This window comes from Streptomyces sp. SID3212 (assembly GCF_009865405.1).
Taxonomy (GTDB): Bacteria; Actinomycetota; Actinomycetes; order Streptomycetales; family Streptomycetaceae; genus Streptomyces.
Genome location: NZ_WWJY01000206.1, coordinates 1 through 14,943 on the forward strand (window position 1 = coordinate 1; position 14,943 = coordinate 14,943).

Genomic DNA, 14,943 nt, shown 5'->3' on the forward strand with positions numbered 1-14,943 from the left:
CCGGCGTGGCCGGCCTGGAGCGGCTGCGCGACTCCTTGCGCGCCCGGCCGCCCGGCGGGGGCGGGTCCCGGGAGGAGACGGCATGGGCGGTCCGTGTGGTGGACGGCCTGCTCGACGGGGTGCTCACCCTGGAGCTGCTGGGCGAGTGGCCGGGCGGACCGCTGACCTCCGAGCGGCTGCGGCGGGCGCTGCTCGCCGCCGGTGCCGATTCGGCGGTGCGGCTTCCCGGTACCACGGGCAGTGAACTGCTGCGGGACGCCGTGGAGTTCCTGCGCCTGCGGGCCCCGCGCGTCGGCGGGAGCCGTACCGCGCCACTGGCGGCCTTCGTGGCCGCGCTGGCCGCCGAGGACAGCATCGAGCCGGGCCACCCCCGGTTGCACGCCTGGGCCAGGGACGTGGGTGCCGGGGTCGAACTCTCGGACGCCCATGAGGAATTGTCCCGGCGGAGCGACCTGACGCGGCTGCGGCTGGTCGTCAGCCTGCACGCGGCGGTCGCGGACGAATGGCCCGAGACGCTCGACGCGTGGCTGCTGGACCGGGGGAAGCAGCACGCGCACCGGGAGTTCACCTGCACCCCGGACCGGTCCGGGGTCGAGCGACGGCTCGCCGAGATCCTGCGGTGGGCGTCGGCCGAGGCGAAGAAGGTCGGTGTACGGCTCCGCCGGGTCGAAGTGGCCGCCTCCTCCGCGCTGTTGCTGCGCTGGCGTCCCGAAGAGACCGACTTCGGGATGCGGTTGGGGGTCACGTACGACGTCGTCCTGCGCTGGAGCGAGCGCCTCTGCCCGCCCGAGCACCTGTGGTGGATCAACCTGCGGGCCCAGGAGAAGCTGGAGGCGATGGCCGCCGTCTCCGCGCGGGGCGGTGGTGCGGGCGGGGCGCCCGTCGACTGGCTGGCCGAGCACGAGACCGGGCAGGCCCAGGAACTCGACCGCCGGATGCGGCTGGGCACCTATCCGGGCGCGGTGGCGCTGGCCCACCTGCCGACCCGCTTCGACCAGGTCATGGAGGTGCTGCTGGCCCACGCGCCGATCGTCCTGTGGCCGGACGGGGAGGCGGGGGTGCCCGACACCTCGCGCGAGAACCTCGACAAGTACTGGCACCTGCTGCCGGCCGAGTTCAGCGAGGCGTACCGGCGCAGCTGGCAGGAGGGCACACCGGCGGACGGGCGGGACGACCTCGCCCGGCTGCGGTCGGTGTGGCACGACCCGGAATGGCTCGACTTCTGCGAGTGGTTCGAGGGGTCCGCGCCACCGTCCACGCCACCGTCCACGACCCATGTGCTGTCCGCCACGGACACGCGTCCCACCACTGATGCGGAGTAACACCTGATGACCTGGCAGCCCTTCTACGTCGGCGACGGCACACCGCGCGACGTCGACCTGGGGGAACCACCCCCGTGGCGCCGCTTCCCCCGGCAGGCGCTCGACCGTGAGTTCAAGCCGCCGCGGGGCCTGGTCAAGGCGGTCAACGCGGCGCTCGCGCTGCGCCGCCCCCTGCTGGTGACGGGGGCGCCGGGGTCCGGCAAGTCGACGGTGATCGAGCAGGTGGCCGCCGAGCTGAAGCTCGGGGACGTGCTGCGCTGGCACATCACGTCCCGCAGCACCCTCACCGAGGCCCTGTACCGGTACGACGCGCTCGGCCGTATCCACGCGCAGCGGCTGGAGGGCCCGGCGGGCGGCGACGACATCGCGCCGTTCCTCCAGTTGGGCCCGCTGGGCACCGCACTTCTCCCGGCGGCCCACCCGAGGGCCCTGCTGATCGACGAGATCGACAAGAGCGACCTGGATCTGCCCTCCGACCTCCTGGACGTGCTGGAGCGGGGCGAGTTCGAGATCGCCGAGCTGGCCAGGTACCGGAAGGAGAGGGTCTCCGTACGGGAGTGGGGCGGCGACGCCCGGAGCGAGGTCGAGCGCGGCCGGGTGCGGTGCGCGAGTTTTCCCTTCATCGTGATGACCAGCAACGGGGAACGGGACTTCCCCGCCGCCTTCCTGAGGCGGTGCGTGCGCTTCACCATGCCGCGTCTGACGGTGGAGGCGCTGCGCCAGGTCGTGGACGCGCATCTCCAGGTCGGTACGGACCGCTCGGCGGCGGTCGACACGCTGGTCGCGGCCTTCGTCGCGCGGGTCGCGGGCGGGGAACTGCTGGCCGTCGACCAACTCCTCAACGCCGTGCACCTGTTGACCGGCGGGAGCGCGCCGGTGGCGGAGGACGAGCAGGAGGTCATGGAGATCGTCCTGCGTGAGTTGTCCCGTGCCTGAGACGCCGTTGGCGCGGGCGGTGGCGGCGCTGCACGCCGGGGTGCCCGACCTGGACGGCACGTCCCTCGCGGAGGCGTTGTGGCTGGCGGCGCTGATGGCGCCGGACGAACCTGCCCCGGAGCCCGCCGCCGTACCGGACGGTGGGGCGCCGGCAGCTGCCCCGGCTTCGGCCGAGGGCGCGGAGCGGCCCGCCGGCTCCCGTACGTCCCACGCGGCGACGCCGGAGCCGGCCGGTGGGAGCGGTGAACGGGCCCTGCACGAAAGGCTGTCCGGGTCGGCCTCCCGGATCACCGGGGACCCGGTGAGCGCGTCCCGGGCCTCGGGTCTGCCCGAGGCGCTGGAGGTGACCCGCGCGCTGCGCCCGTGGAAGCGGCCGTGGCGGGAGGGCCGCAGGCAGGCCCTGGACATCGACGCCACGGTCGACGCGTACGCGAGGAGCGGGGAGCTGATCCCGGCGTTCACACCGGCGCCCGAGCGGTGGTTCGACCTGGTGCTGGTCGTGGACCGGTCCCCCGCGATGCGGGTGTGGCGGGAGACGATCGCCGACTTCACGGCCGTGCTGGACCGGCTGGGCGCCTTCCGGACCCTCCAGGTCCGCGATCTCACCTTCGACGGCGACCACCGGCCGGAACTGCGCGGCGCGCAGGGCGCGTTGACCAGCCACGGCCAGCTGCGGTCGCCGGACGCGCGCCGCCTGGTCGTGGTGGTGTCCGACTGCGCGGCACCCGCCTGGCGGGAGGCGGCGGTCTGGCGGCTGGTACGGGAGTGGTCCCTGACGACGCCCGTCGCCCTGCTCGATCCGCTGCCCGTCAAACTGTGGCGGGGAACGGGACTGAATCTGCCCACGGTCCGGGTGGGCGCGGGCGCGCCGGGCGCTCCCAACACCCATCTGCCGTTCGAGGCACCGGTGTTGCTGCCGCAGGTGCCGGACGGGGACACCTGGCTGCCCGTCCCCGTCCTGTCGCTCTCCCCGCACACGCTGGACCGCTGGTCACGCACGGTGATGCGGGGCGCGCCCGAGGGGTGCGGCGCGGTGCTGGTCCCGTCCGGGGGCCGGGTGAGCGGCCCGGGGAGCGGCCGGCCCGCCGTCGCGGCGCCGGACGAGCGCCGGGTGGAGGGCTTCGTCCGCACGGCCGCACCGGCCGCCGTACGCCTGGCCGTACTCAGCTCGACGTTCGACCGGCTGAGCCTGCGGCTGCTCCAGATCATCCGGCGGGAGCTGGTGCCGGAGGCGACGACGGCGGATGTGGCCGAGTTGCTGACGAGTGGGCTGCTCGTGCTGGATGGCGGGGCGGGGGCGGAGGCGGTGGGTGGTGCCGAGGGCTCTGTCGAGCTGAGCCTGCCGTCCGCCGTGCAGGAGCGGTTGCGGAAGGAGCTGGCGGAGCACGAGGTGTGGCGGATCAACCGGGCGATCAGCCGTCATGTGTCGTCCCAGGGGGACGGGCTGGGACAGCTGCCGGCGGTTGCCCACAACCCGGCGGGCGGTACGGAACTCGCCGCCGGGCGGGGGCCGTTCGGGCAGGCGTCGGAGCGGACGCTGGAGCTGTTGGGGTTGTCGTCGGCGGGTACCGGAGCAGTCTCCCCGACGGTAGGGGTGCGGAAGAAGGACGAGGTACGGGACGCTGGGCGGCCCCGTCAACTTCCCCGCCAGGGAGATGCGTTGTTCGTGGGACGCGCGAAGGAGATGCGTTCCGTTACCTCCCTGCTGTCCGCGCCGGGGACACCGGTGGTGGGGGTCACAGCCACTAAGGGCCCGTTCCCTGGGACCGGGAAGACCGTGTTCGCTGTACGTGCGGCGCACGCGGTGAAGGAACAGTTCCCGGACGGTCAACTGTTCGTGGACCTCCGTGGATCCACCGACCAGCCGCTGGACGCCTCCGCCGTCCTGAACGGCTTTCTCCTGGCCCTGGGCGTCAACCCTGAACTCATCCCGGAAGATGTCGAGGGACGGGCCCGGCTTTACCGGGCGACGCTGGCCGGGCGCCGGGTGCTGGTCGTGCTGGACGACGCCTACACGGCGGCCCAGGTGACTCGTTTGCTGCCCGAATCCACCGGCTGCGGCGTCCTGGTCACGGGCAGACGGATGCGCGACCTTCGGGTAGACGGGATGGTCGAGGTGGACCTGCCGCCGCTGGATAGAGAGAGCGCCGTGGCGCTGACGGAACAACTCGTCGGCGAGGCATTCCCTGACCTGCCGAACGGCTTCGCCCCGCAGGTCGTCCAGTACTGCGGCGGATGGCCGCTCCGACTGGCTCTGGTCTCGTCCTGGTTGGCTTCGACCGCTTCCCCATTTGCGGCGCTCGACTCCCTGCGGGGACTTCCCGACCTCTTCTCCTACGTACTGGAGCCAATCCTGGACGCACGCCTTCGTGACCTGGACGTGTCGCTCAGGACCGCACTGTTCCTGCTCTCACTGCCGGAGGCCGTACACCTGACCGCGTACGAGGTGTCTGCTGCCCTCGGCGCGGACTACCCCGACGCCGTCGATACAGTGGAAACCCTGGTCCGCTTCGGTCTGATCGAGCGGTCGGGGCGGGAGCGGTTCCGCTACCACTTCCAAACCGGGGTGCACGCATACGTGCGGGGCAGGGCGTTCCACGCTATCGGCGTCCGGAACCGAGAGCGGGCCGAGAGACGCCTTCTCAACCACTACCGGGACGCCGCCGTACGCGCGTACACGACGGACCGGCCCGGCGACCGGCTCACCGAACGGCTGAAGCTGGGGCCGGGGTACGGAGACCCCAATGGCGCGGACGTACCGGCCGGAGCCGGCATCGACTGGTTCTTGGTCGAGGCGCCCAACGCGCTGGCCGCGCTGACCCCACGGTCGTCGGTCTCCCAGCACTCCGTGGGGGTGCAGGCCGACGTGCTGCTGCTGTTGCGGGATCTGGCACTGTCCCCACCGTACTCCGAGCAGTATCGTGACACCGCGCTGGCGCTGGCACAGGTGCCCGAAGCCTTCAGCACCGGCCCTGTTCAGGCCCGCGTCCGACTCGCCCTCGCACACAGCTACGTCGGCACTGGGCTCTTCGCCAATGCGGACCGCACTCTGAACGCGGCGATTCCCGACCTGGCCTCCGACCCGGCAACCGCCGGGCTCGTCGCGCAGCTGAGGGGCACAATCGTCCAAGAGGCCAGGGACTACGAGATGGCGGAGGGCCACTTCATCCGGGCACGTTCCCTCGCCCAGGACGACAATGACCTCTATGCCGAGGCGACGGCCCTGCACAGCCTCGCCCTGCTCTACCTGGAGGCGGGACGCTTCCACATGGCCCTGAACTCTGCCGTCGAAGCCCAGCAACGCTGGCGAACGCTGGGTGCTACGTGGCAACACGGCCAGATGCTCTATGTACTCGCCGAAGTTAAGGGGGCGGACGGCGATCACGCGGAGGCGTTGGAAACGCACCAGCAGGCCCTCCGTCTGCTCCAGTCGCACGGCCGGCCCCGCTGGCAGGCGTTGGTCCGGCTCGGGATGGCGCGCACTCTGCTGGCGACCGGAGCGCCGGAGGATGCCCTCCACTCGGCGTGCGAGGCCGTACGGTTGCTCGGGACCGCCACGTCGTACAGCCGCCGTGCCGAGGCCGAGACTCTGAGGGGGCGCGCGCTAGCCGACCTGGGCCGAACAGCCGAGGCCAGAACCCGATGGCTCCGGGCTCTGACGCTATACCGAATGAGCACGGACTCCGACCCCGTCGATGCGGCGGGAGTGGAGGAGTTGCTGGCGGCCACGGATCACGAGCCCGCGACGGAGCACCCTGCCTTCCTCAGCGATCGCATCCTTCGCGAGCACCCCAACTACTCAACCAACCGTTCGACCATGACTGACTCCAGCCTGACCGGGTGGTCCACCGTCGTCGCGGTCGGTATCGAAGGTTTCGCCCGTCGCGGGCGGGCCGAACAGTCGGCGCTGACCGAAATCGCCACCTGGACCGTGCGCGGGGTTCTCCTCGAACGTGGCATCGGCGAACATCTCATGGAATTCCGGTCGGAGGACAACGGCGTTTTTCTGGTGACCACCGAGTGGAGCGTTCCTCTTTTCACGGTCCTCCATGCTCTCGCACACGACCTGCCCTGGTCACTTGACGACCCCCACCTGAGCCTCAGCATCGCTGTGGACAGGGGCTCGCCCCCGCCCGAACAGGAACGACCCCACACCCGCCTGGCGCTCGCCCTGCTGCGTCAAAACGATCCCTTCGGCGTAGGGAAGGCGCGCGGCCCCATCCGCAAGCTGATCGTGTCCGAGCCCGCCATGCGGCTGGCAAGTCAGCATCGGAACGCTACTTCCCTCGCCGGATTATTTGTCCCGGTAAGGCTCAAGACCGCTCCTCTTGCTGGCGTCCGGGCCTTTGTCCAAATCCCCAACGGGGAGAGCGCGATCGACGACCAGCTCCAACGGCTCTCCGACGCCTTCCACGATGCCGACGCGGGCGGGCGCCGGATGGCTCACCTGATCAGGGATTGCATGGACGCGGTGATCGACAGTTCACGGACCGACCAGGTGGACCTCGGCGACGCCCCGCCGGGCATGCTGGCGGCCCTGGAAGTGGAGATCGCGCGGGAGACCCGCCACGAGTTCGACCTCGACGGCGGCGACCGCCTGACCATGCGGATGGCCGACGTCGAGTTCGACGTCCGCTTCTCGCTGCGGGGGCCCAGCTGGCTGTTCCCGCCCGAGTCGGTGAACGAGATCTGCCTGGTCGTGCACGCCGACGAGGCCCGCTCCGTCTGGTCGGCCGGACTGATCCGCGTACGGGAAAAGCTGCTGGAACACGGCCCCCGCAACCGGGACGCGATGCGCGCTCTCCGGCCGTCGGCGGTGGTCACCGCTGTGCAGTGGCTCCACCAGGACGCCGAACTCCCGGAGAACCTCCTCGTGAGCATCCCGGGTCCCGACCGCGCCGCCATCCTCTCGCGCGGGTCGGGGACGGAGCGGCTGGCCGAGTTGTTCCGGCGGGTCCAGAACCGCCCGATCCCCATCGCGACCGTCCGCACGGTGGCCCGGCAGCCGGAGGTCGCCCGGCGGATCCGGGACGCGCGCCGCGTTCTCGACGCCGAAGGGATCATCGTCCTGGGGCACCGGCCCGACGAGCGTGAGGCCGCGGAGCGGCTGGGTGTGCCGCCCCCCGGTGCGGACGAATGGGTCAGTGTCCGCGTGGAGGAAGGGGACAGTGCGGACAGTGCGCAAGGCGGTACGGACGGGGCGTGACCCCCTCCGCGCAGGCGGTAGAGCGTGCGTGAGTGTGGCGTACGGATTCGGTGGAGATTGCGGCTCCCGTTACTTACTCTTCGGTCAGAAGTGCGTACGGACCCTGCCGCGCCGGCCCGGTCCCCCGCCCTGACCTGTGGCGATACGAGTTCGCTCCGGTTATGTGCACGCCCTCCCGCCCGACTCCGCCGTGGGGTACCGTCACCGGCGCTGTGCGGAGCGTCCAAGGAGCAGGTCATTGCGCGAATTCACCGTTCCTCCCCTGGCGGCCGCGCCCCACGTAGGTGGGCTCGCGGACGCCGTGTTCGAGCATGCCCGCGACGACCCGCACCGGGTCGCCCTCGGCCGCAAGGACGACGAGGGCCGGTGGGGGGACGTGACCGCCGCCGTCTTCCGTGACGAGGTGCTGGCGCTGGCCAAGGGGCTGCTCGCGCAAGGGGTACGGTTCGGCGACCGGATCGCCCTGATGTGCCGTACGCGCTACGAGTGGACGCTCTTCGACTTCGCCCTCTGGTCCGTCGGGGCCCAGTCCGTACCGATCTATCCGACGTCGTCGGCCGAACAGGTCCACTGGATGCTGCACGACGCCGAGGTCACGGCGTGCATGGTCGAGCACGAGGACCACGCGATGACGGTCGGTTCCGTGATCGACCAGCTGCCCCGCCTCAAGCGGCTGTGGCAGCTGGACGCCGGGGCGGTGGACGAACTGTTCGCGGCGGGCGCGGCCATTGACGACGAGGTCGTGCACCGGCACCGCAAGGCGGTGACGCCGGACTCCGTGGCCACGGTCATCTACACCTCCGGCACCACGGGCCGCCCCAAGGGCTGTGTGCTGACCCACGCCCACTTCATGTACGAGACCGACACCGTGATCAGCCGGTGGGAGCCGGTGTTCCACTCCCGGCGCGGCGACGAGGCGTCCACGCTGCTCTTCCTGCCGCTCGCGCACGTCTTCGGGCGGATGGTCGAGATCGCGGCGATCCGGGGGCGCGTGAAGCTCGGCCACCAGCCGGAGCTGCGGGCGAGCGCGCTCCTGCCCGATCTCGCCGCGTTCCGCCCGACGTTCGTCCTGGCCGTGCCGTACGTCTTCGAGAAGGTCTACCACGCGGCCCGCCGCAAGGCCGAGTCGGAGGGGAAGGCCGGGCCCTTCGACAAGGCGGTCGAGGTGGCGGTGCGGCACGCGGAGGCGCGGGAGCACCGGGCGTTCGGGATCGGACCCGGGCCGTCCGCCGCGCTGCGCGTCCAGCACCAGTTCTTCGAGAAGGCCGTGTACAGCAAGGTGCGGGAGGCGATGGGCGGGCGGGTGCGGCACGCGTTCTCCGGCGGCTCGGCGATGGACCGGCGGCTCGGCCTCTTCTTCGAGGGCGCGGGCGTCACGATCTTCGAGGGGTACGGACTCACCGAGTCCTGCGCGGCGGCCACCGTCAACCCGCCGGACCGCACCCGCTTCGGCACGGTCGGGCAGCCGATCCCCGGCACCACGGTCCACATCGCCGACGACGGCGAGATATGGCTGCACGGCGGCCTGCTCTTCTCCGGCTACCTCAACGACAGCCGGGCGACCGACGCGGTCCTGCGCGACGGCTGGCTCGCCACCGGTGACCTGGGGTCGCTGGACGAGGACGGCTATCTCACCATCACCGGCCGGAAGAAGGAGATCCTGGTCACGTCGGGCGGCAAGAGCGTGTCGCCCGGGGCGCTGGAGGAACGGGTCCGGGCGCACCCGCTGGTCGCGCAGTGCATCGTGGTCGGCAACGACCGCCCGTACATCGCCGCCCTGGTCACCGTCGACCACGAGGCGGTGGAGCACTGGCTGACCATGCGGGGCAAGCCGCCCCTCAAGGACCGGGAGCTGGTACGCGACCGGGACCTGGAACTGGAGATCCGGCGGGCGGTGGTGGCCGCCAACACGGCGGTGTCGCAGGCGGAGTCGATCCGTACGTTCCGGATCCTGGCGCATCCGTTCAGTGAGGAGCGGGGGTTGCTGACGCCGTCGCTCAAGCTCAAACGGAAGGCGATCGAGACGGCGTACGCGACGGAGGTCGAGGCCCTCTACAAGTAGCGCCCGGGAGGGTGCCCGGCCGGTGGCGTCAGCTGTGGGTGACGCGCCGGGAATCTGTCCGCCCCGGCGATCGTTGAACGGCCGAGAACCCATCGACGACGTATCGACAACGTTAGGATCGCCCGCTCGTGAGCAAGGTCCCCACCGTTACCCTCAACAACGGCATCGAGATGCCCCAGCTCGGCTTCGGCGTCTGGCAGGTGCCGAACGACGAGACCGCGCAGGCCGTCGGCACCGCGCTGGAGGCCGGCTACCGCAGCATCGACACCGCGGCCATCTACCGCAACGAAGAGGGCACGGGGCAGGCCGTCGCCGCCTCCGGCATCCCCCGCGACGAGCTGTTCGTCACCACGAAGCTGTGGAACGCGGACCAGGGGTACGACTCGACCCTGCGCGCCTTCGACACCTCGCTGGCCAAGCTCGGCCTCGACTACGTCGACCTGTACCTGATCCACTGGCCCCAGCCGGAGAAGGCCCTGTACGTGGACACGTACAAGGCGTTCGAGAAGATCCTCGCCGACGGCCGCGCCCGGTCCATCGGTGTCTCGAACTTCCTGCCCGAGCACCTGGAGCGGCTGGCCGCCGAGACCTCGGTGGTCCCGGCCGTCAACCAGATCGAGCTGCACCCGCGGCTCCAGCGCGCCGAGTCCCGCGCCTACCACGCGGACCACGGCATCGCCACGGAGGCCTGGTCGCCGCTCGCCCAGGGCAAGAACCTGCTGGACGTCCCGACGGTGGTGGCGGTCGCCCGCAAGCACGGCAGGACCCCGGCGCAGGTCGTCCTGCGCTGGCACCTCCAGCTGGGCAACGTGGTGATCCCCAAGTCCGTCACGCCGTCCCGGATCCGGGAGAACTTCGACACCGTCACGGCGGACTTCGAGCTGGACGCCGACGACCTGGCGGCGTTCGCGGCGCTCGACGAGGGCTGACCGACTGCACGTAAACGACTCCACGTACACGCGACTGCACAGGCGCGGCGCTCCCGGTCGGGGGCGCCGCGCCTGTGTGCGGCCACGCTTCTGTACGGGTTCAGATCTTGCGCGCGGTGTGCACCGTCCGGGCCTCCAGCAGGAAGACGTCCGGGCGCTTGAGCAGTCCCCGCGGGTCCTCCGGGTCCAGCAGCCGGTCCAGGATCTCCCCGTCGTCGGCCGACCCCTCCGCCAGGTTCTTGTCCCGCAACCGGGCGAAGGTCCTGACGAGTTGCTCCCGTACGAGAGGGGGCGCCGGGGCCGGGATGTCGAGCAGGAAGGAGCGGGTGCCGCTCGGTTCCAGACCTGCGGCGGTCAGCAGGGCGGGCCAGTCCTCCGTCTCCCGTACGGCACCGGGCAGTTCGGAGCGCATCGCGCCGAACCACTCCGCCAGCCGCGCCTCGAAGCGCGCTTCGAGCCCCGGCCTGCCCATGCCGGTACCGAGGTCCCGGGGAAGGTGGCGGGCGCTCAGGCCGCCCTCCAGGAGGGCGAGCACCCCGCCGGGCCGCAGCCGCCCGGCGAACCCTTCGAGCGCGGCGAGCTGGTCCCCCAGGTGGTGCAGCGAGTTGCCCGCCCAGATGACGTCCGCCTCTCCCAAGGTGTCGACGGCGTCGGGGAGTTCGGCGAGGCGCGTGCTCACTCTGCTTCCCAGGCCGAGGAGTTCGGCGCGGGCGGCGGTACGTTCCAGCAGCTCGGGCGTGGAGTCGACGGCGACCACCTCGGCGCTGGGGAAGACGTCCGCCAGGAGCGCGGAGACCACGCCGGGGCCGCTGCCGATGTCCAGGACCCGGCGGGCGCCGGACGGCGGGAGGAGGCCGGCGATCCACTCGGCGGCCTGCCGGTACACCGGACGGCGGATCTCGGCCTCCTGTTCGAGCTGGATGCTGAGAACGCCCCAGTCGAAGTCGAAGGATTCACTGCCGTGGGTGTGCCCCTGGCCGTGGGCGTGGGCGGTGTGCGCCTGGGCGGTGTGTACGTGGGCGTCGTCGTGAGGACTCATGCCCCCAGGCTGCCCGCCCGGTGCCGCTCTGGCTAACCGTGTTGCGGTTCCGGCAAAGAATCCGGTGCCGGGCGCTGCGCCGCCACGCCCGCCCGGTACTCCTGCGGGCTGACGCCCCGTACCCGCTTGAAGGCCGTGCTCAGCGCGAACGAACCGCTGTAGCCGACCTTCCGCGCCACCGCCTCGACCGTCACGTCAGAACCGCGCAGCAGATCCGCCGCGAGCGCCAGCCGCCAGCCGGTCAGGTACGCCATCGGGGGCTCCCCCACCAGGTCGGTGAAGCGGCGGGCGAGCCCGGCCCGCGAGACACCGCACGCCGTGGCGAGCGAGGCGACCGTCCAGGGCTGGGCCGGGTCGCTCTGGAGCAGCCGCAGGGCGTTGCCGACCGACGGATCGGCCATGGCGCGGTACCAGCCGGGCGCCTCCGCGCCGGGGCGCGAGAACCACGCCCTGAGCACGGCGATCAGCATCAGGTCGAGGACCCGGTCGAGAACGACGCTCTGCCCCGGTTCGTCCCGGGAGATCTCGTCGTCGAGGACCGGCATCAACGGCCCGTTCCACGCGTCGGCGGGCAGGTGGATCAGGGCGGGCAGGGCGTCCAGCAGCCGCCGGCTGACCTCGCCGTCCATCTGGTACGTGCCGATGAGCATCGTCGTCGCCCCGTCGGGGGCGTTGCCCCAGGTCCGTACGCCCAGCCGCATCGACTGCGCGAGCGGCTCGCCCTCCAGGGTGTGGCAGACCCCGCCGGGGCCGATGAGCGCGCGGGGGGTGGTCGCCGGGTCGCCGGCGGCGGTGTACGGGTCGGGGCCGCGCGCGATCGCCACGTCGCCGGGGCGCAGGTGGATCGCGTCGCCCCCGTCGCCGGGAACGATCCAGGCCTCCCCGCGCGTGACGCACATCAGACAGAGCGGGGCACGGTCCTCGATCCGGACGGACCACGGCGGTTCCATCACCATGCGGAGCAGAAAGGCCCCCCTGGCGCGCGGTCCGTCGAGGAGTCCGGCGAGTACGTCCATGTCACCAGCGTAAATGCAGGGGCCACGGTGCCGGTCGCGGCACCGGTCAGTTCGCGCCGTGTGCGGGTGCGATGTCCTCGACACGGCGCGCGAGGTCGAGATCGAGGCCGGTGACGGCGTCGCCCGCGTCGTGCGTACTCACCGTCAGGGAGACGGTGTCGTAGCCCAGGGTCAGGTCGGAGTGGTGGTTCAACTCGTCCTGGATCACGGCGACGTGGGCGACCATGGCGGCGGCGGCCCGGTGCGAGCCGAGGTGGTACGTGCGGGTGATCCGGCCGTTCTCCAGGGACCAGCCGGGGACTTCCCCCAGCCGGTCCTCGGTCTCCTGCGGCGACAGTGGCTCGGTGGGCATGACCGGGGCTCCTCACGGCTCGGGGAGGGACGCTCCTCACCCGGCCGACGATACGTCGTTCCGGCCGGTCCCTCCTGTCGAGGTCGGGCGGGGGACTCCGCCGTGCCGCCGGGCGGGTGCACTACCGTCCCCGTATGGCAGTCCCCGGCCCCGCACCCATACCCGTACCCGCCTCCACCCCCGCATCCGCCCCGGCCTCGTCCGTCGGCCCCCTGTTGCGCGACTGGCGCCGGCGGCGCCGGATCAGTCAGCTCGATCTGGCCCTCCGGGCCGATTCGTCGGCCCGGCACATCAGCTTCGTCGAGACGGGCCGCTCACGCCCCAGCGAGGAGATGGTGCTGCGGCTGGCCGAGCACCTGGACGTACCGGTCAGGGAGCGCAACGCCCTCCTGCTGGCGGCCGGTTACGCGCCGCGCTACACGGAGACGACGCTGGACGACCCGGCCATGGACGTCCTGCGCGAGGGCCTGACCGAGCTGTTGCGGGCGTACGAGCCGTACCCGGCGGTGATCGTGGACGGGACGTACACGGTGGTGGCCGCCAACCGGGGCATCGCCCTGCTGATGGAGGGCCTGCCCGAGCACCTGCTCGCCCCGCCGCTGAACGTCATGCGGATCACCCTCCATCCGGAGGGGCTCGCCCCGCGCATCCTCAACCTGCCCGAGTGGCGGGGGCATCTGCTGGACCAGATGAAACGTCAGCTGGCCCTCTCCCGCTCCCCCGCCCTGCGTGAGCTGTACGACGAGGTGGCGGCGTACCCCGTGCCCCCGTCCGGGAGCCTGACGCCGGCGGACGGCGCGCCGTGCCCCGTGCTCCCGGGCTTCGCGCTGCCGCTGCGCATCGGGCACGACGGCCACGCGCTGTCCTTCCTCTCGACCATCGCCACGTTCAACACGCCGATGGACGTCACCGTCGCCGAACTGGCCATGGAGACCTTCCTCCCGGCCGACCCGGCGACGGCCAAGTACCTCGCGTCGGTGACCACGTAGGCGGCGGCGGTCAGTCCGTGCCGGGTGGGGGCGGGGACGGTTCGGAGGTGCGCCGCGCGCGCCGGGGCCGGGTCGCCCAGGCGACGCAGGCCGTGGCCAGTGCGGTCAGGGCCAGTGCCAGGGCCCAGTTGACGGGGTAGTCGAGCGGCAGCACCGTGGGGTTGTTCGGCTTTCCGGGGCGGAGCATCAGCGGCAGCGCGAGCAGCGTCAGGCAACCGGCCGTCAGCAGGCCGCCGCGCAGGGCCGTACGGGATCCGGAGCGGCCCACGAACAGTCCGGCGCCGAGGACCAGCGGCACGAGCAGCCCGTCGTGCAGGGCGACCGCGCCGGCGAGCCACAGTGCCACGTTCAGCGGGTCGCCGGGGCGGGTGAGGGTGAAGAGTTCGTACGCGCCGAAGCCGAGCGCGGCCACGCCGAGCGAGCCGAGGGCGATACGGACAGTGGTCGCGGCGGTGGTCGCGGCGGTGGCGGTGGGCGAGGCGGATGCGGTCTTCCTGTCGGTCTGCGGCATCACAGCACCTCCAGTCGTGTGACCCACTTCGTCTGGAGCACCCCGGGCCGGTTCGGCGCGATGATCCTGGCCGGATAGCCGTGGTCCGGTGCCAGGATCTCGCCGTTGAGGCGCAGGGCCAGCAGGGTGAGCCCGTCGCGGGTGTACGCGCTGTCCATCGCGGAAACGCCGTACCCGCCGTGCCGCTGCATCGAGACGATCCGCAGCGGCGCGCCGTCCGGCAGCCCCGCCCGGGCCAGCAGGTCCTTGATCCGGACTCCTTCCCAGTGGGCGGACTTGGACCAGCCCTCGACGCAGGCCATGGGCAGTTCGACGCGGGTCTGCGGCATGGCACGGAGTTCGGTGAGGGTGAGTTCGTACGGCTTCGGTCCGCCGACCCGCAGCCGCCACCCGCGCAGGTCGTCGGTGGTGATGCCGGCGGCCCTGGCCGTGCGGTTGACCGGCAGGCCCTGCGGGCCGACCCGCGGGTCGCGTGGGGCCAGGAGCACCAGCCTCCGCAGTGGGGTGACGGACTGTCCGGCCGAGACGAGCGTGACCGCGCCGACCGCCGCGGCCAGGCCCAGCAGCAGTGAGCGCCGCTC

The 14,943-nt window shown here is 72.0% G+C and carries 10 protein-coding genes and 1 pseudogene; 6 read left to right on the forward strand and 5 right to left on the reverse strand.

Annotated features, from left to right (window positions below):
• The 5 genes and pseudogenes from GT042_RS05880 to GT042_RS05900 form a co-directional block, all read left to right on the forward strand.
• Positions 1-1,322: pseudogene (locus GT042_RS05880) on the forward strand (hypothetical protein); the annotation flags it as partial.
• 6 nt (positions 1,323-1,328) lie between these two features.
• Positions 1,329-2,258, forward strand: a complete 930-nt coding sequence (locus tag GT042_RS05885) for an AAA family ATPase (RefSeq protein WP_161307632.1) — start codon at positions 1,329-1,331, stop codon at positions 2,256-2,258.
• Positions 2,251-7,464 (forward strand): NaeI family type II restriction endonuclease, encoded by a 5,214-nt coding sequence (locus GT042_RS05890; protein WP_161307633.1) that lies wholly within the window; start codon positions 2,251-2,253, stop codon positions 7,462-7,464. The genes GT042_RS05885 and GT042_RS05890 overlap by 8 nt, the downstream gene beginning before the upstream one ends.
• A gap of 238 nt (positions 7,465-7,702) precedes the next feature.
• Positions 7,703-9,526, forward strand: coding sequence for an AMP-dependent synthetase/ligase (locus GT042_RS05895; protein WP_202532414.1), 1,824 nt, complete (start codon positions 7,703-7,705; stop codon positions 9,524-9,526).
• A 128-nt stretch (positions 9,527-9,654) separates the two neighbouring features.
• Complete coding sequence (locus GT042_RS05900; protein WP_161307634.1) at positions 9,655-10,455, forward strand: aldo/keto reductase; 801 nt, start codon at positions 9,655-9,657, stop codon at positions 10,453-10,455.
• A gap of 100 nt (positions 10,456-10,555) precedes the next feature.
• On the opposite strand, the gene GT042_RS05905 is transcribed toward GT042_RS05900, so the two are convergent.
• The 3 genes from GT042_RS05905 to GT042_RS05915 are packed head-to-tail and all read right to left on the reverse strand — an operon-like array spanning position 10,556 to position 12,862.
• Complete coding sequence (locus GT042_RS05905; RefSeq protein WP_161307635.1) at positions 10,556-11,494, reverse strand: class I SAM-dependent methyltransferase; 939 nt, start codon at positions 11,492-11,494, stop codon at positions 10,556-10,558.
• A 32-nt stretch (positions 11,495-11,526) separates the two neighbouring features.
• Entirely contained in the window at positions 11,527-12,510 is a 984-nt protein-coding gene (locus tag GT042_RS05910) for an AraC family transcriptional regulator (RefSeq protein ID WP_161307636.1), read from the reverse strand.
• Between the two features lie 46 nt (positions 12,511-12,556).
• Entirely contained in the window at positions 12,557-12,862 is a 306-nt protein-coding gene (locus tag GT042_RS05915; protein ID WP_161307637.1) for a 4a-hydroxytetrahydrobiopterin dehydratase, read from the reverse strand.
• Positions 12,863-12,996: 134 nt separating this feature from the next.
• Here GT042_RS05915 and GT042_RS05920 point away from each other — a divergent pair, with 134 nt between their 5' ends.
• On the forward strand, positions 12,997-13,851 hold the full coding sequence (locus GT042_RS05920) for a helix-turn-helix transcriptional regulator (RefSeq protein WP_161307638.1): 855 nt from the start codon (positions 12,997-12,999) through the stop codon (positions 13,849-13,851).
• A gap of 10 nt (positions 13,852-13,861) precedes the next feature.
• On the opposite strand, the gene GT042_RS05925 is transcribed toward GT042_RS05920, so the two are convergent.
• Together GT042_RS05925 and GT042_RS05930 are read right to left on the reverse strand one after the other, a co-directional pair.
• On the reverse strand, positions 13,862-14,362 hold the full coding sequence (locus tag GT042_RS05925) for a hypothetical protein (RefSeq protein WP_202532415.1): 501 nt from the start codon (positions 14,360-14,362) through the stop codon (positions 13,862-13,864).
• The coding region (locus GT042_RS05930; RefSeq protein ID WP_161307639.1) for a molybdopterin-dependent oxidoreductase at positions 14,362-14,943 on the reverse strand (582 nt) is incomplete at its 5' end. The genes GT042_RS05930 and GT042_RS05925, both read right to left, overlap by 1 nt.